Raw genomic sequence first — 19672 nt, 5'->3', positions numbered from 1 at the left:
AGTGTCTGAATGACAGGCTCTAATACAGCTCCGTTGTCTCTTGATGATGCTAAAAAATTAGTAGAATTACTTGAAAACGGTGAAAACCAAGCCGCCAGTGAGTTGCTGGAAGAAGCATCGTTAACCAATTCGGTAGAATTATTTGCTGAGGTGGGGAAATTAACGCGTCAATTGCATGATTCGTTAAATAGTTTTCAACTAGATCCACGTATATCTAATTTAGCTAATGAAGATATACCTGATGCACAAAGCCGATTAACCTATGTAATTGAAACCACTGAAAAGGCTGCCAATACAACAATGGATGCTGTTGAAGCCAGCATGCCAATTGCGGAAAAGCTGCATGATGGTATTGCAAAGTTGCTTCCAGAGTGGAAAAAGTTGATGACGAGACAGTTACAACTTGGCGAATTTAAAACACTTTGCTACGACTTAGATACGTTACTAGAAGAGTCAACAGTTGATACTGCAAAGTTAAATGAATTATTGACTGAAGTTTTGATGGCGCAAGGATATCAGGACCTGACAGGCCAAGTCATTCGGCGAGTAATTGAATTAGTCAAAGAAGTTGAAGACAGTTTAGTACATATGCTGACTGTTTTTGGTGCACCTGATACGGCTGCCTTGTTTTCGAAAATTGACGAAAATGCTCATAAATCTGAAACCAAGTCCGATAAAGTGAAGGCGGAAGGACCAATCATTGATGCAGAAACGCGTGATGATGTGGTATCCGGCCAGGACGATGTAGATGATTTATTATCTAGCTTAGGGTTTTAAGAGGAACTGATTCATGTCTTTTGAAGTTGACGAGGATATTCTACAGGACTTTTTAGTAGAGGCAGGTGAAATATTAGAACAGTTGCAAGAGCAGCTAGTTGACCTCGAAAACAATCCAGAAGACTCTGATTTATTAAATGCAATATTTCGCGGATACCACACAGTAAAAGGTGGGGCCGGATTTTTGTCATTAACCGAGTTGGTAGATATTTGCCATGGTGCAGAAAACGTATTTGATACGATGCGTAATCACCAACGTACCCTGACGCCAGAATTAATGGATGTCATTTTGCAAGCAACGGATGTTGTTGTGCAAATGTTCGAAAATGTCAAAAAGCGTGAACCACTTGATCCCGCAGAACCTGAATTATTAGATACGCTACACCGTTTGAGTAAGCCTGAATCACAAGATGAAGTTCAGCCAGCTGCAACGCCTGCGCCAGTAACGCCGGAAAAGGTAGAGGCAAAAACCGAAAGCGATGATCTCGATGAAATCACAGAAGATGAATTCGAAGCCTTGCTTGACGAGTTACATGGGACCGCAAAGGCTCCTTCAGCAAGTCCTGCTCCATCAGTGGAGTTAGATACGGGCGCAAGCGATGAAGATATTACCGATGATGAATTTGAGGCGCTGCTAGATCAACTGCATGGAGCAGGCAGCTTTTCAGCCAATAAACCTGAAAAGTCAGAGTCGACTCCCGCTATACCTGCCAGTGCTGAGGTAGTAAGTGATTCTGATGATAGCGAAATTACCGATGATGAGTTTGAAGCACTTTTAGACCAATTGCATGGTGCTGGTAAAGGACCGGCAGTGAAGCAAAGTGCTCCGCCACCACCTCCACCGACGCCGACGCCAACGCCAACGCCAACACCTCCTCCACCAGTGGCTAAGCCCTCTGAAGAGGCTGCACCTACTGCAGAAAAGAAACCTGTAGCGCCTCAACCAGTTGCCAAAAAAGAAGAGAAACGCTCAGCGCAAGCTAGTGCGCAAGGTGAAACTACGGTTAGGGTAGATACTAAGCGTCTAGACCAAATTATGAATATGGTAGGCGAACTGGTACTGGTTCGTAATCGCCTTTTAAGTCTAGGGATTAACATTAATGATGAAAGCATGACCAAAGCGATTGCTAATCTTGATGTTGTGACAGGTGACTTGCAGGGCGCTGTTATGAAAACGCGTATGCAGCCTATTAAGAAAGTCTTTGGACGTTTTCCTCGCGTCGTGCGCGATTTGGCGCGTAGCCTTAAGAAAGAGATTTCGTTGAATCTTGAAGGTGAAGAAACCGATTTAGATAAAAACTTGGTAGAAGCGTTAGCCGATCCTTTGGTGCATCTGGTGCGTAACTCAGTTGATCATGGTATAGAAATGCCAGCAGACCGGGTTGCGGCAGGTAAACCATCTATGGGTGTTGTTAAATTAGCGGCATCACAAGAAGGTGACCATATACTACTTACCATTGAAGATGATGGTAAAGGTATGGACCCAGATAAATTGAAAGATATCGCTATTAGTCGTGGTGTGTTAGATGCCGATGCGGCTGCCAGAATGTCAGATGTAGAAGCATTCAATTTAATATTTGCACCGGGATTTTCTACTAAAACAGAAATATCCGATATTTCTGGTCGCGGTGTGGGTATGGATGTGGTGAAAACCAAAATTAACCAACTCAACGGTACCGTAAATATTGATTCCCAGCTCGGTAAAGGAACGCGTCTAGAAATTAAAGTCCCTTTAACGTTAGCCATTCTGCCAACATTAATGATCGTCGTAGGCGAACAAACGTTTGCACTTCCTCTCGGCGCGGTAAACGAAATTATTAATATGGATATGAGTAAAACAAATACGGTTGACGGTCAGTTAACTATGATAGTGCGCTCTAAAGCTATCCCATTGTTTTACTTACGAGACTGGTTAAAAAATGGTAAAGGCAGTGCTGATAAAAATCAGGGACACGTCGTTGTCGTACAAATAGGCACACAACAAGTCGGGTTTGTAGTAGACGCCTTGATTGGACAAGAAGAGGTGGTGATTAAACCACTAGATGCATTGCTGCAAGGGACCCCCGGAATGGCTGGTGCAACTATTACCAGCGATGGTGGCATTGCATTAATTATAGATATTCCAAGCTTGCTAAAACGTTACGCTAAAAAGAAATAAAACCAATTAATTAAGAGGACGCTTTTCCGCGATGGCATACAGAGTATTGGTGGTAGATGACTCAAGTTTTTTTTGCCGACGCGTAAAAGATATTCTAAATCAAGATCGGCTATTGGATGTCATAGGCGTTGCCAGAAATGGCGAAGAAGCAATTCGCATGGTTGCTGAACTAAAACCTGATGTTGTAACAATGGATGTTGAAATGCCGGTTATGGATGGCATTACAGCGGTTAAACGCATTATGCAGTCTCATCCTTTACCTATTCTGATGTTTTCCTCACTGACTTCTGATGGGGCGCAAGCCACATTAGATGCTTTAGATGCTGGCGCATTGGATTTTTTACCCAAAAAATTCGAAGATATTGCCAGTAATCGCAAAGAATCAATCGAGTTGTTGCAGAACAGGGTAAGAACACTTGCTGCAAAGCGCGGTTTAGTAGCCAGACGAAGTGGCATTTCTAGCACATTGCAAACAAAGTCGCCGGGAACTACGCCTAAAACGCAAGTATTTATGCGCAGTTCTAGCTTGTCTGTCGCACCGAGTTCGTCACAATCAGTTATTGGTGAACAATTTGCGAATGTGCGCAAAGCATCTGGAAAACGCTATGGAATTTTAGCGATTGGAACATCCACTGGCGGTCCGGTAGCATTGCAAAAAATTCTCACGCAACTTCCAGCGTCATTTCCGTATCCTATTGTTTTGGTTCAACATATGCCAGGCAGTTTTACTAAAGCATTTGCCGATAGGTTAAACAATAGTTGCAAAATTAAAGTGAAAGAAGCTACCCATGGTGAGCAATTACTTAAAGGCTGCGCGTATTTAGCGCCAGGCGGAAAGCAGATGCTAATTGAGGGATCTAGTCGTCACGCAAGAGTAAAAATTGTAGATGCAGATAATCTTTCCCATCATCTATTTAAACCTAGCGTTGATTTAACGTTTAAAGCGATTAGTGAGGTTTATGCAGGTGACGTGTTGGGTATTATCTTAACCGGCATGGGATCCGATGGAAAAGAAGGCTGTGACGCGTTAAAACTAAAGGGCGCTAAAATTTGGGCTCAGGATGAACAAACCTGTGTCGTTTATGGCATGCCGCAAGCTGTGACCAAGGCGAATATTTCAGAACGAAATTTACCTATTGGTGATATCGCAAAGAGTGTTCTGTTGGAAATGCAAGTAAAATGAACAATATAGGCTTTTGTTCGATAAGAGTATTCTCGTGGTAGTGTGGGCAATAGCCAATCAAAAAGGTGGGGTTGGCAAAACCACAACTACTGTTACCTTGGGGGGCATTCTTGCGCAACAAGGTAACCGAGTCCTGTTGGTTGATACCGATCCTCAAGCGTCTTTGAGCTACTATTTTGGTGTTGATGCAGAAGAATTATCGCATAGTGTATTCGATGTTTTTACCGCTGGTGACAGTTTAGATAAAGACAAAGTACTCGACAGCCTTTGTTCGACTAAATTAGATTCTTTATTTATTTTACCTTCTTCTATGGCATTGGCTACTTTAGATAGGACCATGGGCACGCAGCCTGGAATGGGATTAATACTAAAAAAAGCATTTGCAAAAATTGCTGACGAATTTGATTATGTACTAATTGATTGTCCGCCAGTGTTAGGGGTGTTAATGGTAAATGCAGTTGCTGCATGTGACAAATTGTTGGTACCTGTGCAAACGGAATTTTTAGCGCTTAAGGGCTTGCAACGAATGATGCACACACTAGAGATAATGTCGAAGTCGCAAAAACGCGATTTTGATTATATTATTGTTCCTACATTGTTCGATAAACGTGTAAATGCTGCCACCGAAGCTTATAGAAATTTATGTGAGACATATAAGGGAAAAGTTTGGTCAGGTGTGATTCCGGTTGACACTCGTTTTAGAGATGCCAGTCAGGCGCAATCACCTCCTTCAGTATTTAGCCCGAAGGCCAGAGGTGTTTATGCGTACAAGAATTTATTAACACAACTTCAAACAAAAGTCGGTCACGTATCATGAGCAATGGCACCTTCGCAAAAGAAGAGTTAGTAGAAGATTATTTAACTGCATTGCTGACCGAAGAGGTCCCAGAAAAAGAGTTGCAGCGCGAAAATGTAGCTAAATTGCTAGAAACAGCGAATGTTGTAGAGAATCAAAAAGAAGTTACTCTACCCACTGAAAACCTTGAAAGTTCGCTTGTAGAAGTTAAAGAATCCGCTGCTTTGGTCGACAAACAAGAAGCGTTGCCTGTAAATAAAATAGAAACTGCAGAGTGGGAAATTCCAACCACGAGTTTTCAAGCGTTGTTTTTTAATGTGGCGGGTCTAACTTTAGCTTTACCTTTGACTGAGTTAGGTGGCATCCACAAGATTCAAAAAATTGGCCCTTTGTTTGGTAAACCAAATTGGTTCAAAGGTGTTATGCTTCATAGAGAAGAAAAACTTAGCGTGGTTGATACTGCAATGTGGGTCATGCCAGAAAAGTACAATCAAGCACTGGCTGAGTCATTGAAATATCAATACCTAATCATGTTAGATTCCAGTAGTTGGGGATTAGCCTGCGAAAGTCTGGTTACTACTGCTACCTTAGCGCCAAATGACGTGAAATGGCGAGAAGCAAATGGAAAGCGACCCTGGTTGGCGGGTATGGTAAAAGAAAAAATGTGCGCACTTGTTAATGTGAAACAGTTAGTCAAGTTACTCAACAAGGGGCAGGGCAGTAATGGTAAATAGATGCAGCATGTAGGGAGTGACTCAAATGAGTGATGATAGAATTGCAAAAAATGCGGCAGTTGATAGTAACGATGAAGTACTACAGTGGGTTACTTATCGCTTAGGTGAAGAAACCTATGGTATCAACGTGATGCAGGTGCAGGAAGTATTAAGACATACTGAAATTGCTCCTGTGCCAGGTGCACCAGAATATGTACTAGGCATTATTAACTTGCGCGGCAATGTTGTGACCGTTATTGATACTCGAACTCGTTTCGGGCTTTCGCCAAATGACATTACAGATAACACTCGTATTGTGATTATCGAATCCGAAGAACAAGTCGTAGGCATTTTAGTCGATAGTGTTGCGGAAGTTGTTTATCTGCGTTCTTCAGAAATTGACAGCGCACCTAATGTGGGTACCGAAGAAAGTGCCAAGTTTATCCAAGGTGTGAGCAACAGAGACGGCGAATTACTTATATTAGTTGACTTAAACAAATTGCTAAGCGATGAAGAGTGGGATGAAATTAGTAGCATATAATTCGAGCATTTTGCGTGAAAAGGCGTAAATAAATGCTCACTTTGCATTACCTCGCGCTTGCTACGATAGTTATATTTGCGCTGATAATCTTGATCATTTACGTGGTGCTTAGTAAACGCATAAAGTCTGGCAATCTAAAAACTGAAGGCTTAGGTCAACAAATAATTAGCTTACAGCAAGCCAACGCATTATTGCGCGAAGAACTACATGAAGTAAGGTCGGGGGCTATGGGGATTGGCGCTAAAGTAAAAGACTTGGTAATTAAAGTTGATTTAATACAAGACAAGTTGCAAGAAATTGAATTTCTCGATCCGGATACAAAACTGTATTCTCAAGCGGCTAAAATGGTCGATGCAGGTGCAAGTGTTGAAGAACTAATGCGCGAGTGTGATCTGCCTCGTGCTGAAGCCGAATTGCTCATTGCTGTCAAAAAAAGTCGCTAAACACCAACCTAAAAAATACAAAAATAACTTAAATTCATTTTGTTTTGATTTGCTTACTAGCTGAATATGAATGTTCTTAAATCAAGCCTATAAAAAATTGATTATCGGCATTGTTAGTTTATCAGTCTGTCCGTTTTCAGCTAAAAATAATTTATTTAGAATTTAGTATCTCTACCAGTTCATTTAAGTCCTTAACGATATAATCCGGTTTCTCAGCAAGGGGATAAAGTGCTTTTCCTTTGCGTGCCACAAAAGCGGTTTGCATACCTGCAGCTTTTGCACCAGCAACATCCCAGCCATGTGCTGCAACCATCAATGTATCCTCTGCTTTGATACCTAATTTATTTAGTGCCCAAGCGTATGATCTTAAGTCAGGTTTATATATTTTTACGTCTTCAATACTTAAACGTTGATCAAAATATTCGGTTAAACCGGCATTGATAAATTGCGTTTCAACCCCCTTATTTGAGGAATTCGTTAGGCTAACTAAGGTAAAGCCTTGTTCCTTTAAGGCAGCTAAACCTGTTTTTACATCTGGGTGAGGAGGTAATGACAACAATGGCGTCTTTATGGCCTCTATGGCTTGCTCCTCGGTGATATCAATGTCATTGCTCTGTGCGACCATCATCAGGGCTGCGACACCTATTTTGCCAAAGTCTTGATAATCGCCTGTAGCAGTTGTCACTAATGAATGATGAAGCATGGTTGAAAACCATAAACTGGTTAAATCGGCGTTGCCGTTTAACGCTTTACCGATGGAAGAACGCATAGATTCAAGGTCAAGTAAGGTTTCATTCACATCAAAAAAGATAACTTTAGGTTTACTTGTAGCCTGACTCATAAAACTGACTCCGATTAGAAAACAACTAAAAAATAGGTAGGTTATAAATTTAGACGATTTTTTTAAGTACATGAATACTCGCTTTTTTGATGATAAATATGTTGGTGTTTTAACAAATGGCTGAGCACCATTCCAAACACCGATAAGATATGCAGTTGATTGACGCTAATAATCGAGTCAACCAACTTTACGGTAACGCAATATATCTAGTCTTGAACGATCGTTCAAGTTATTATTGAACACTTGTTCAAGTAATGTGGGAGATGTGTATGGGGAAAAATAGCAAATTCGATCGTGAAGAAGTGATAGATAAAGCGATAAACCTTTATTGGAATAGTGGTTTTCACGGCACCTCGATGCGCACATTACAGAACGAGATTGATATGCGTCCTGGAAGCATTTACGCCACGTTTGGTAGTAAAGAGGGCTTATTTAAAGAAGCACTAATTCGCTACACCCAACTTGGACGTGAGCAATTAACAGAATGTCGACGAAAAGCAGACTCACCGGTTAATGCACTTAAGTCGTTTATGATCGAACGAGTGAAATTAGCGCAAAAAGCCTCGCCAACTTGTATGTGTTTATTAGTCAAATCAGTTGCTGAATTGACAGATAACAACGCAGAATTATTAGCTCAAGCTAGAGAATCGTTAAAAACCATGGAGAGTGGCTTCGAAGAACTCATTATTGCTGCGCAAGCAGCAGGGGAGATAGACAAAACTAAAGATAGTCAAAATCTGGCAAGGCATATTCAAATTTATTTTTCAGGGATACGTAGCTACATTCGGGTTTACGGCGACACAGTGCCGATTGCCGAGATGTTTGACGATTTATTTCAGCATCATCCGTTTACTTATTCGTCGCATTAACTGTTGAATGATTTACCTTATCTCGATTTTTATAAATTGTTGCTAGATGTACTAATCTTAATCAATATTCAACATATAAAGCTGATATACGTTTAGACGTCTAGACGTAAAGATGTTGACTTTTACGTGTGGATGAGCGAAATTTGCAACTTTACAACCACGTTGGAGTGCATATGCCTATTCGAATTCCCAGTGACCTGCCTGCTCAGGACGTTTTAAACGCGGAGAATATATTCGTAATGGACGGTGAAGCCGCCGCCAAGCAAGACATTCGTCCTCTTGAAGTGGGTATTCTAAATTTGATGCCAAATAAGATTGAAACAGAAGTGCAGATCTTGCGTTTGCTTTCCAATACGCCTTTGCAAATTAATATTGATTTGATTCGAATTGACAATCAGGCACCCAAAAACACACCCAAAGCACATATGGATGCTTTCTATCTGTCTTTTGATGAAGTTGCTCACAAAAATTATGATGGTCTTATCATTACCGGCGCTCCTTTGGCACATTTGGATTATGCTGACGTGAAATATTGGGATAAAATCACCACTATTATGGAATGGGCTCGTCGCCACGTGCAGTCTACCTTGTATTCATGTTGGGCTGCTCATGCAGCGATGTTCCATTTTTACGGGCATAACCGTCAACTACGTGAACACAAATTGTCAGGGGTATATACACATCAGGTTAATGCGCCCCATGACGAACTACTGCGTGGATTTGATCCCGAATTTAATGCCCCTCATTCACGCTTTGGCGAAATTCCCATCGACGTTTATCATAGTGTTGAAGGCTTAAATGTGTTGGCCAGTTCGGAGCAAACAGGGGCTTATATTATTGCTTCCAAAGATAAGCGTATGGTGTGTATTACCGGGCATCCTGAATACGACCCGGAAACCTTGGATCAAGAATTCACGCGTGACACTAATAACGCTTTGTCACCACGTATTCCAGAAAACTATTACGAAAACAATGATCCTACTAAGCCCTATCATGTAACATGGCGCTCCCATGGTTCGCTATTGTTTACCAACTGGCTAAACTATTATGTTTATCAGACGACACCATTTGATCTAGCTGATCTTCCAGCCAAAAAATAAGAGGTAACTGCGTGGCGCAAAATAACACCGAAATATTGTATTCTTTAGCTCAGCAGAGAATTCTTGTGCTCGATGGCGCAATGGGCACCATGATTCAACGGCACAAATTGGAAGAAGAAGATTATCGTGGTGACCGATTTGTAGATTGGCACTGCGATGTAAAAGGTAATAACGATTTGCTTGTATTGAGTCAACCGCAAATTATTTATGATATCCACTGCCAATATTTTGCTGCTGGTGCAGATATCATTGAAACTAATACGTTTAACGCTACCACTATTGCAATGGCAGATTATGACATGCAATCTTTGGCCAAAGAGATCAACATTGAAGCCACTAAATTAGCGCGCAAAGCAGCCGATGAATACACCGCAAAAACACCAGAAAAACCGCGTTTTGTGGCAGGCGTGTTAGGTCCTACCAATCGTACAGCATCAATATCGCCGGATGTTAATGATCCAGGCAAACGCAATGTGAATTTTGACCAATTAGTAGAAGCTTATTCAGAAGCAACACATGGTTTAATCGAAGGTGGTGCTGACATTATTTTGATAGAAACTATTTTTGATACACTTAATGCAAAAGCAGCTGCGTTTGCGGTTGATAGTGTGTTTGATGAGTTAGGTGTAAGTTTACCGGTAATGATTTCTGGGACTATAACGGATGCATCTGGTCGTACGTTATCAGGGCAAACAGCAGAAGCATTCTACTACTCGTTACGTCATATCAATCCAGTGTCATTTGGACTTAATTGTGCTTTGGGACCCGATTTATTACGTCAATATGTTGAAGAAATTGCCAATCAAGCGGAATGTTTAGTATCTGCTCATCCAAATGCCGGGTTACCCAACGAGTTTGGTGAATACGACATGGATGACGAAGAGATGGCTGAACATATTAAAGAGTGGGCGCAATCTGGTTTAGTCAATATCGTTGGCGGTTGCTGCGGTAGTAGTCCAGAGCATATCGCCGCTATTGCACGAGCAGTTGATGGCATAGCACCTCGGGTTCCAGTCAAAAAAGAAGTTAGAATGCGCTTGTCTGGTTTAGAACCCTTTGTGCATTAAGAGGAGTAATTAGTGTCACAAAATCAACAAAATAGTAGTGCTACCTTTGTAAACGTGGGTGAACGAACCAACGTTACAGGTTCGGCTATGTTTAAACGTCTCATTCTAGAAGAAGACTATGAAACCGCTTTGGATGTCGCTCGTCAACAAGTGGAGAATGGCGCGCAAATTATTGATATCAATATGGATGAAGCCATGTTGGACTCTGAAGCTGCGATGGTACGTTTTCTATGCTTAATTGCTTCGGAACCTGATATTTCACGCGTTCCTATTATGATAGATTCGTCTAAATGGAGTGTCATCGAGGCGGGCCTAAAATGTGTACAAGGCAAAGCGATCGTCAACTCGATTAGCTTGAAAGAAGGTGAAAAGCCTTTCTTAGAGCAAGCAAAACTATTAAAACGTTACGGTGCCGCTACCGTTGTGATGGCGTTCGATGAAAAAGGGCAGGCCGATACGCAAGCTAGGAAGTACGAAATTTGCGAGCGAAGCTATAAGTTATTAACTGAAAAAATCGGCTTTCCACCCGAAGACATTATTTTCGACCCCAATATCTTTGCTGTTGCCACTGGGATCGAAGAACATAACAATTATGCTGTTGATTTTATTGAAGCTACTCGTCAAATAAAACAAAACTTACCGCATTGTCATATTTCCGGTGGTCTATCGAATATTTCATTTTCGTTTCGTGGTAACAACCCTGTTCGTGAAGCTATGCACTCGGTATTTCTATTTCATGCCATTAAAGCTGGTATGGATATGGCCATCGTAAATGCCGGGCAGTTAGAGGTTTATGACAATATTCCGGCAGAATTAAAGCAAGCTGTTGAAGACGTTATTCTTAATCGTCATCCTGACGCGACGGATAATTTGCTCGCCCTTGCACCAAAATATCAAGGTGACGGTAAAGCTGTCGTTAAAGAAAATTTGGAATGGCGCGACTATCCGGTTAATAAGCGTTTGGAACATGCTTTAGTTAAAGGTATCACTGATTTTATTGTTGAAGATACCGAGGCTGCCCGACTGCAAGCTGATAAACCTCTACATGTGATTGAAGGTCCTTTGATGGACGGCATGAATGTAGTGGGAGACTTGTTTGGTGAAGGTAAAATGTTTTTACCTCAAGTCGTTAAATCAGCACGGGTAATGAAAAAAGCCGTGGCTTATCTAGAACCTTACATTGAATTAGAAAAAGACCAAAGTAGCAGTAACGGTAAAATATTATTAGCTACTGTAAAAGGTGATGTACACGATATCGGTAAAAATATTGTTGGCGTCGTTTTACAGTGTAATAACTATGAAATCATTGATTTGGGTGTCATGGTGCCTGCGGCGAAAATTTTGCAAGTTGCTAAAGATGAAAAAGTCGACATGATTGGTCTGTCAGGATTGATCACGCCTTCTTTAGATGAAATGGTACATGTAGCTAAAGAAATGCAGCGTTTAGAACTAAATCTTCCCCTGCTAATTGGTGGGGCAACAACGTCGAAAGCACATACAGCTGTGAAAATAGAACAAAACTATAACGGACCAGTTGTATACGTGCCGAATGCCAGCCGTGCTGTGGGTGTATGTCAAAAGCTGATTTCGGATGAGTTCCGTCCAGCGTATGTTGCGCAATTACAAAAAGAATACGATGTCGTGCGGGATCAACATGCTCGTAAACAACCGCGCTCAAAACCGGTCAGTTTAGAAGCCGCCAGAGAGAATCGATTTGAATGTGATTGGCAAGTGTATCATCCGCCAACTCCCAAACAATTAGGGGTTCAAACCATCAGTGTTGAGTTGTCAGAACTTATTGACTATATCGATTGGACGCCATTTTTCCTGACCTGGTCTCTTGCAGGCAAGTATCCGCGCATTTTAGAAGATGAGGTTGTGGGTGAGGAAGCGAAAAAGCTGTTCAATGATGCGACTAACATGCTGAATAAATTGTGTGAAGAGGGTGATTTAGCTGCTAAAGGTGTAGTTGGAATTTTCCCTGCCAATCGAGTTGGTGATGACGTGGAAATATATTCAGATGAGAGTCGCCAGCAAACGCTTCACGTTGCCCATCATTTGCGTCAACAAACTCAAAAGCCTAAAGGGTTTAACTATTGTCTAAGCGATTATATTGCTCCTAAAGCCAGTAAGAAAGCAGATTATATCGGTGCATTTGCGGTAACTGCTGGTATCGGTGAAGATGAAATAGCACAAGCATATATTGATGATGGTGATGATTATAATGGCATCATGGTCAAAGCCATAGCTGACCGTTTAGCGGAAGCTTTTGCTGAGTATTTGCATTTGAAAGTGAGAAAAGAAATCTGGGGCTATGCTGCGGATGAACAATTATCCAATGACGATTTAATCCGCGAAAAATATCAAGGAATTAGACCTGCACCTGGTTATGCAGCCTGTCCAGAGCATACTGAAAAGCAAGTTATTTGGGATTTGTTAGATGCCGAAAAAGCAACCGGTATGAAATTAACCGAATCTTATGCCATGTGGCCAGGCGCATCGGTTTCTGGTTGGTATTTCTCTCATCCAGAAGCGCGTTATTTTGCGGTAGCTCAAATCCAGCAAGATCAGCTAGAAGAGTATGCGCAGCGCAAAGGTTGGACAATTGAATACGCACAGAAGTGGCTTGGTCCAAATTTAAACGCTTAGAAAGCTTAACGTTAGGTGATTTATGTTCAATAACAAAGATTTTTCGCAGGCTTGTGAGAATAATAAAGCACCTATCTTAGAGCAGTTGTTAGTGCAGTTTGCTAATCAAGCTAAAATTCTGGAGATTGGCTCTGGAACTGGACAACACGTTGCTTATTTCGCTCCAGCATTACCACATTTAATTTGGCAACCAACAGATATTCCAGATAATCATGGCAGTATCAATGCGTGGGTAGAAGAGGCTAAGTGCACCAATGTATTGCCGCCTGTCCCTTTTTTTATCGGTGTCGATGATTGGTTATTTGACGATGTGAGCGGTGTCTTCAGCGCTAACACAACGCATATAATGCAGCCCAATGAAGCCAAACTAATGATGGAAACCGTTGCCCATCATTTGCCTTTAAGCGGCATATTCTGCCAATACGGCCCATTTAATATAGATGGCAAATTTACCAGTCATAGCAATGCTCAGTTTGATCAAAGCTTACGGCAACGCGGTTATGGCGGCATTCGTGATATTGCAGAATTACAGCAATGGGCGAAACCACTTTCATTGCTTGAAATGATTCAATTACCGGCTAACAATCATTTACTGGTGTGGCAAAAATAGCTGCCAATCGATTTAATCTTGTTGTTTAAACGGTAAGACTTTTGCGGCACTTTCTTTGTATGCTGTGATACCTGGCGCTTCTTGTTGAACAAATCTTGAAACTGCATCCTGAAACGATGGATCGTTTAACCAATGGTTTGAATAGCAAAATATTGGCTCAAATCCGCGGAGAATTTTGTGTTCTCCTTGAGTTCCGGGATTAAAACTATCTAAATTTTGTTGAATGCAAAACTCAATGCCTTGGTAATAACAACACTCAAAATGTAAGCCATCGTATTCACTCAAAGCCCCCCAATAGCGGCCATACAATTGATGATTGTCGTAAAAGTAGAGCGCGCCAGCGACTGGCGTGTCGTGGTGAGAGGCGATGACTAATAAAATATTCTCTGACATGTTTTCGAGAATATTTGTAAAAAATGCTTTGCTTAAATAGCCATGATGACCACTACGTTTTAAATAAGTTTGGCAGTAACATAAATAGAAAAAGTCCATTTCGACAGAAGTTATTTGGCTGCCATGAAAGCGTTTAACAACTAATTGTTGTTGGCTGATTTTTAGCCGTTCTTTTTTAACGCTTTTACGTCGCCTTGCTGTGAAGGTTGATAAAAATTCATCAAAGCTCTGATAATTTCGATTAAACCATTGAAATTGCACACTCTTACGTTGAACCGTCCCTAACTCACAAAGCGTTTCGCTAGCGTGTTGTGTGGGAAAAAGAAAATGGATTGAAGATATTCCCAAGTCAGTTAATTGCTGCTTTATAAATTCGAACATTTGGCTTAACAATAAATTCCGGTCTATTTTTTCAATCGATAGTAATCGTGTGCCAGTAACAGGAGTAAAAGGGATGGCATTAACAAATTTAGGGTAATAACTTTTTTGATAACGTTGGTATGCTTCAGCCCAAGCAAAATCAAACACATATTCACCATAACTATGGTTTTTTTTAAATAAAGGCAGGATACCGACGATGTTAGTATCTTGATATGCTATTAAGTGGTGAGGAGTCCAACCACTGTCACCGCCAACGGAATTTGAGTGTTCTAGGGCGGCCAAGAAGGCGTAGCTACAAAATGGCTCTTGATTTTGATTCAAATCATCCCAGATCTGTTTTGGTACTTTATCAATAGAGTGAATAAATTGAAAATACAAAGCAACGGTTCCAGTAATGCAAATTGATAGGCTATTAATATGTCAGACAATGATGTGAAGATCATCAATCATTCGATCACTCGACTTTTAGCCCGTCGTGAACATAGTCGGCATGAACTCTATTCGAAGCTCGCGCTTAAAGGATTAGATCCTGATTTAATCAAACAGCAACTAGCGTTGTTTGTGGAAAAAGATATTCAAAGTGATGAGCGCTATGTTGAAGCATTTATTCGCAGTAGAGTGTCAAAAGGGCAAGGACAGCAACGGATTCAATTGGATCTTCAGCAACACAACATAGATGAAGCAATTATATTAAAAGCGTTTGAAGTGTGTGAAACTGATTTCACCGAAACTGCTTTAGAAGCTTATCGAAAAAAATATGCAGACAAGCCAATTGAGGATTGGAAAGACAAACAAAAGCGTATGCGATTTTTACAATATCGAGGATTTAACCATCAACAAATCCAAAATACATTAAAAGTCGTAGCAAAAGAATAGCTATGGCTATGATTCACAGCTTAACAAGGTTCCTCTATTTGTGGTATCGTTCGCCGCTTATGGCCTTAGCAGCAAGTCTTTGAGCTTGTATGAATAAATTATTTTATCAGGAAAATGAATGAGTAAAACAACCGCTGAAATTAGACGCGCCTTTTTGGACTATTTTGCCAATCACGGTCATCAAATTGTATCCAGTTCTTCATTGGTCCCGGCGGATGACCCTACGCTTTTATTTACCAATGCTGGAATGAATCAATTTAAAGATGTATTCCTTGGTACTGAAACTAGACGCTATAACAAAGCTACCTCTTCACAACGTTGTGTGAGAGCTGGCGGGAAACACAACGATTTAGAAAATGTTGGTTACACCGCAAGACACCATACATTTTTCGAAATGTTAGGTAATTTCAGCTTTGGCGATTATTTTAAACAGCAAGCAATCCAACATGCTTGGAAATTCTTAACGGAAGTTCTTGAGTTACCCAAAGAAAAACTATTAGTCACCATTTTCCACGAAGATGATGAAGCTTTTGATATTTGGAATAAAGAAATAGGGCTGCCAGCAGACAAAATCATTCGTATTGCTACGTCTGATAATTTCTGGTCAATGGGTGACACCGGTCCTTGTGGTCCCTGCTCAGAGATATTTTATGATCACGGTGAACATATTTGGGGTGGACCTCCAGGCACACCTGAAGAAGACGGCGATCGTTTTATCGAGATCTGGAATTTAGTATTTATGCAGTTCAACCGAACTGCTGATGGAGTTATGCATCCATTGCCCAAACCGTCTATTGATACCGGAATGGGGCTGGAGCGTATCTCTGCGATTATGCAAAATGTGCACAGTAACTATGAAATCGATATTTTCCAGAAACTCATAGCTGCCGCAGCGCAAATCGTTGGTAGTACAGATTTAGAAGATAAATCGTTGCGTGTTATTGCCGATCACATTCGTTCTTGTGCGTTTTTAGTCTGTGATGGTGTCATGCCTTCAAATGAAGGCCGCGGATATGTTCTACGTCGAATTATTCGTCGTGCAGTTAGACATGGCTATCAGCTGGGCGCAAAAGATATTTTCTTTTATAAACTGATCGACGAATTATGTAATCAAATGGGCGAAGCCTATCCTGAATTAATTGAGCAGAAACCCGTTCTTGAAAAGGTGCTTAAAGTAGAAGAAGAGCAATTTTCTCGCACCTTAGAGCGTGGTATGACTATTCTCAATGAAGCACTGACAGAGTTATCAGGCGATGTTGTACCTGGTGAGCTTGCGTTTAAACTTTACGATACTTACGGTTTCCCCGCAGATTTAACCAATGATGTTGCACGCGAGAAAGGATTCAGTATTGATCAAGAAGGCTTTGATCGTGCAATGACACAACAACGTGAACGCGCCCAACAAGCCAGCAACTTTGGAAAAGATTATAATGACGCCATTTTTGCCAAATCTGCTAGTGAATTTTTGGGTTATGACGCAGAAAATAACAGCGCAGAAGTCGTAGAATTATTTGATCAAAATGGCCCTGTTAATGAAATTAAGGCAGGTGACTCAGGGATCGTTGTTTTATCAAAAACAGCTTTTTACGCAGAATCAGGTGGTCAAGTTGGTGATACTGGAACGCTTATTGGCGAGTCTGCAGAATTTAAAGTAGTCGATACCGTAAAATTAAATGATGCAGTGGCTCATAAAGGCGTTGCACAACGAAACATTAAAATAGGCGATGTGGTAGAAGCCCAAATTGAATCTGAACGCCGTGCAGCGATAAAGCTTAACCATAGCGCTACCCATTTAATGCATGCTGCATTGAAAACGGTCTTAGGAGATCATGTCAATCAAAAAGGCTCGTTAGTTGATGCAGAGCGATTGCGCTTTGATTTCTCACACTTTGAAGCGGTTACCCAACAACAATTGTTGGAAATTGAAACCTTAGTAAATCAACAAATTCGCTTAAACCATAGTTTAGAGACTAAACTAATGGGATTGGAAGAGGCGAAAAATGCAGGAGCAATGGCCTTATTTGGTGAGAAGTATGATGACAGTGTCCGTGTTGTGACAATGGGCGACTTTTCCATGGAGCTTTGTGGCGGTACGCATGTGCAGCAAACAGGCGACATTGGCCTATTTAAAATCATTAGCGAAAGCGGTATTGCGTCCGGGGTACGACGAATTGAAGCGATTACTGGCCAGGCAGCATTGCAATATGTGCAAAATCAAGCAAAATTAATTAGTGGTTTATCCGGTCTACTTAAAACAGATACAACAAGTTTAGAGAATAAACTTACGTCTATTGTTGATCATGCTAAAGAACTGGAAAAAGAGTTGGCTAAGTTAAAGCAAAAATTGGCCAGTCAAGCCGGTTCTGATTTGGCATCCAAAGCAACGCAAGTAAATGGAGTTAAGGTACTTTCTACTAAAGTTGAAGGTGTAGAATCTAAAACTTTGCGTACAATGGTCGATGACTTAAAGAATCAATTGAAAAGCGCGGTTATCGTTTTAGGTTTACCTGCTGCTGATAAAGTCAGTGTTATCGTTGGTGTAACGCCAGATCTTGTCAACAAAGTTAAGGCCGGTGAGCTAGTAAACTTTGTTGCAAATCAAGTTGGTGGTAAAGGCGGTGGTAGACCTGACATGGCGCAAGCTGGTGGTAGTCAACCTGAAAACCTTGATGCAGCGATAGACTCAGTTCAAAACTGGTTAGAAGAGCGATTATAAGTGTTAATCAGACAGTTTTTGTAAGTGACGACAAAAACATGGATTGCTGATTGTGTATTTTTCTGGAGTTACCTGATAAATACGCTAATTTTAATTAGGGACATATTGTGGACTAACGCAAAAGGAGCAATAGAATGCTAATTTTAACCCGTCGTGTAGGTGAGACCTTGATGGTAGGTGATGAAGTCACCGTAACTGTATTGGGTGTTAAAGGAAATCAGGTAAGAATCGGGGTCAATGCCCCAAAAGAAGTGTCTGTGCATCGTGAAGAAATTTACATGCGCATTCAAGCTGAAAAAAATGGCTCGACATCTGAACGTTCGGGAAATACGAACGAAGATGTAGAGTGACGAAAAAGGCTGGTTTAACCAGCCTTTTTTAATTCATTTTGTTAGATTCGTTTTTGTTTAATTGGTTTCGATTTTTTTGTATGAAATCTGAACATAATATTGAGGTTTTGCTCTGATCGTTTAAAATCACAGCATACAGGTAGAGAAGTTTAAAAAAAGGTTTGACTTCCTTTTACGATTCAGTAAACTTCGCTCCCACATTTGGAGAGGTGGCCGAGTGGCTGAAGGCGCTCCCCTGCTAAGGGAGTATAGGGTTTGTAGCCCTATCGAGGGTTCGAATCCCTCCTTCTCCGCCATTTCCTTTGCGAAATGGCAAATGTATTACGCGTGTGTAGCTCAGCTGGATAGAGTACCTGGCTACGAACCAGGCGGTCGGAGGTTCGAATCCTTCCACACGCGCCATATTAAAGAATCTCCGAAGGAGGTTCTAGCAGGTCAGACGTTGATGATGACATCAACATATTTACAGTTTAATACCACGCGTGTGTAGCTCAGCTGGATAGAGTACCTGGCTACGAACCAGGCGGTCGGAGGTTCGAATCCTTCCACACGCGCCATATTAAAGAATCTGGCTCTACCCTGTAAACGGGGGATCAGCATTCACCTTACTCGATTGATAACACCATTCCACCCACAATGGGTCATCACTCTTATTCTGTAATTTTCAAAATTTCTAAAACCATACGCTCTTCTCGATATCATTTCCATTTTGTTGTGGAAGCCTTCTGTAATGCCGTTGTTGCGTGTAAAGCGCCACATGGCAATGATGGGTTGTAACCATGAAGTTAGGGTTTTGGCCAGTCCTCGTAGTGGACTGTGATGTAATTGCTCAACTAGATCTAAAAAACCGGGGAGCTTCTTTTCCATCCGCTTTTCATTCATTGTCTTTAACAGCATATATCTGATGAGCTTTTGTTTAACCTCATACAAGGTTTTTAGCACCGGATAATCAGCTAAGTAACGTTGTAAGTTAGCGTTATTATCTTCGTTCAGTCGCCACTGATGCCGCCGCATCAAACTCAGTAAACCTCTGTTCTTACGCCCCTCAGGGTGATGGTGCTGCCAGGCTTTTAAAAAGTGGTGGTTTATCAGGCGAACCACATGAAACCGGTCAGCAACTATCGTCGCATTAGGGAAGTACTTGTTAGCAATGCTACGGTACGTCTCTGACAAGTCCATGGCGATTAGCTTAACGTTTTCTTTGCTAGG

The 19672-nt window shown here is 41.3% G+C and carries 18 protein-coding genes and 3 tRNA genes; 18 read left to right on the top strand and 3 right to left on the bottom strand.

All coding sequences use genetic code 11. The features are described 5' to 3' along the window. Window positions 1-9: 9 nt before the first annotated feature. Genes GLIP_RS15825 through GLIP_RS15795 form a run of 7 tightly spaced genes read left to right on the top strand, consistent with a single transcriptional unit; the run spans window position 10 to window position 6611 of the window. Window positions 10-777 carry a protein phosphatase CheZ gene (locus tag GLIP_RS15825; RefSeq protein WP_008845675.1) on the top strand — a complete coding sequence of 256 codons (768 nt, stop codon included), beginning with the start codon at window positions 10-12 and terminating at the stop codon, window positions 775-777. A 13-nt stretch (window positions 778-790) separates the two neighbouring features. Further along, a complete protein-coding gene (locus GLIP_RS15820; RefSeq protein ID WP_008845674.1) occupies window positions 791-2935 on the top strand; it encodes a chemotaxis protein CheA in 2145 nt (714 codons plus the stop codon). Window positions 2936-2966: 31 nt separating this feature from the next. Continuing rightward, complete coding sequence (locus tag GLIP_RS15815; RefSeq protein WP_008845673.1) at window positions 2967-4118, top strand: protein-glutamate methylesterase/protein-glutamine glutaminase; 1152 nt, start codon at window positions 2967-2969, stop codon at window positions 4116-4118. A gap of 34 nt (window positions 4119-4152) precedes the next feature. Beyond that, window positions 4153-4935 (top strand): ParA family protein, encoded by a 783-nt coding sequence (locus GLIP_RS15810; protein WP_008845672.1) that lies wholly within the window; start codon window positions 4153-4155, stop codon window positions 4933-4935. Then, complete coding sequence (locus GLIP_RS15805) at window positions 4932-5648, top strand: chemotaxis protein CheW (RefSeq protein WP_008845671.1); 717 nt, start codon at window positions 4932-4934, stop codon at window positions 5646-5648. The genes GLIP_RS15810 and GLIP_RS15805 overlap by 4 nt, the downstream gene beginning before the upstream one ends. Window positions 5649-5673: 25 nt before the next feature. Further along, on the top strand, window positions 5674-6168 hold the full coding sequence (locus GLIP_RS15800; RefSeq protein WP_008845670.1) for a chemotaxis protein CheW: 495 nt from the start codon (window positions 5674-5676) through the stop codon (window positions 6166-6168). A gap of 32 nt (window positions 6169-6200) precedes the next feature. Then, a complete protein-coding gene (locus GLIP_RS15795) occupies window positions 6201-6611 on the top strand; it encodes a DUF2802 domain-containing protein (RefSeq protein ID WP_008845669.1) in 411 nt (136 codons plus the stop codon). A 151-nt stretch (window positions 6612-6762) separates the two neighbouring features. Here the strand turns inward: GLIP_RS15795 and GLIP_RS15790 are convergent, their stop codons facing one another. Then, the gene (locus tag GLIP_RS15790; RefSeq protein ID WP_008845668.1) at window positions 6763-7452 is read right to left on the bottom strand and encodes a haloacid dehalogenase type II; all 690 of its coding nucleotides are present in this window, start codon (window positions 7450-7452) and stop codon (window positions 6763-6765) included. A gap of 269 nt (window positions 7453-7721) precedes the next feature. Between GLIP_RS15790 and GLIP_RS15785 the strand changes: the two genes are divergently transcribed. The 5 genes from GLIP_RS15785 to GLIP_RS15765 all read left to right on the top strand — a co-directional run bounded on the left by GLIP_RS15785 (window position 7722) and on the right by GLIP_RS15765 (window position 13747). Further along, window positions 7722-8321 (top strand): TetR/AcrR family transcriptional regulator, encoded by a 600-nt coding sequence (locus GLIP_RS15785; RefSeq protein WP_008845667.1) that lies wholly within the window; start codon window positions 7722-7724, stop codon window positions 8319-8321. Window positions 8322-8494: 173 nt separating this feature from the next. After that, the gene (gene metA / locus GLIP_RS15780) at window positions 8495-9421 is read left to right on the top strand and encodes a homoserine O-acetyltransferase MetA (protein ID WP_008845666.1); all 927 of its coding nucleotides are present in this window, start codon (window positions 8495-8497) and stop codon (window positions 9419-9421) included. A gap of 11 nt (window positions 9422-9432) precedes the next feature. Continuing rightward, window positions 9433-10488 carry a homocysteine S-methyltransferase family protein gene (locus GLIP_RS15775; protein ID WP_008845665.1) on the top strand — a complete coding sequence of 352 codons (1056 nt, stop codon included), beginning with the start codon at window positions 9433-9435 and terminating at the stop codon, window positions 10486-10488. A 12-nt stretch (window positions 10489-10500) separates the two neighbouring features. After that, window positions 10501-13137 (top strand): methionine synthase, encoded by a 2637-nt coding sequence (gene metH, locus GLIP_RS15770; protein WP_008845664.1) that lies wholly within the window; start codon window positions 10501-10503, stop codon window positions 13135-13137. Window positions 13138-13159: 22 nt separating this feature from the next. Further along, a complete protein-coding gene (locus tag GLIP_RS15765) occupies window positions 13160-13747 on the top strand; it encodes a DUF938 domain-containing protein (RefSeq protein WP_008845663.1) in 588 nt (195 codons plus the stop codon). Between the two features lie 12 nt (window positions 13748-13759). On the opposite strand, the gene GLIP_RS15760 is transcribed toward GLIP_RS15765, so the two are convergent. Continuing rightward, entirely contained in the window at window positions 13760-14899 is a 1140-nt protein-coding gene (locus GLIP_RS15760) for a GNAT family N-acetyltransferase (RefSeq protein WP_008845662.1), read from the bottom strand. A 39-nt stretch (window positions 14900-14938) separates the two neighbouring features. On the opposite strand from GLIP_RS15760, the gene GLIP_RS15755 reads away from it, so the two are divergent. From GLIP_RS15755 to GLIP_RS15730, 6 genes are all read left to right on the top strand, one after another. Then, the gene (locus tag GLIP_RS15755) at window positions 14939-15397 is read left to right on the top strand and encodes a regulatory protein RecX (RefSeq protein ID WP_008845661.1); all 459 of its coding nucleotides are present in this window, start codon (window positions 14939-14941) and stop codon (window positions 15395-15397) included. A 118-nt stretch (window positions 15398-15515) separates the two neighbouring features. After that, window positions 15516-18113 (top strand): alanine--tRNA ligase, encoded by a 2598-nt coding sequence (gene alaS / locus GLIP_RS15750; protein ID WP_008845660.1) that lies wholly within the window; start codon window positions 15516-15518, stop codon window positions 18111-18113. A gap of 134 nt (window positions 18114-18247) precedes the next feature. Continuing rightward, window positions 18248-18463, top strand: a complete 216-nt coding sequence (csrA, locus tag GLIP_RS15745; protein WP_008845659.1) for a carbon storage regulator CsrA — start codon at window positions 18248-18250, stop codon at window positions 18461-18463. 203 nt (window positions 18464-18666) lie between these two features. Continuing rightward, window positions 18667-18759, top strand: a tRNA-Ser gene (locus GLIP_RS15740). Between the two features lie 29 nt (window positions 18760-18788). Further along, window positions 18789-18865: transfer RNA gene (locus GLIP_RS15735), tRNA-Arg, on the top strand. 78 nt (window positions 18866-18943) lie between these two features. Next, a tRNA-Arg gene (locus tag GLIP_RS15730) sits at window positions 18944-19020 on the top strand. Window positions 19021-19063: 43 nt separating this feature from the next. On the opposite strand, the gene GLIP_RS15725 is transcribed toward GLIP_RS15730, so the two are convergent. Then, on the bottom strand, window positions 19064-19672 hold a 609-nt coding region (locus GLIP_RS15725; protein ID WP_040523243.1), incomplete at its 5' end, for an ISL3 family transposase.

This window comes from Aliiglaciecola lipolytica E3, from assembly GCF_000314975.1.
Lineage (GTDB): Bacteria > Pseudomonadota > Gammaproteobacteria > Enterobacterales > Alteromonadaceae > Aliiglaciecola > Aliiglaciecola lipolytica.
Note: the sequence above shows the minus strand (reverse complement) of the source record. Positions and strands in the feature narration are given on the sequence as shown.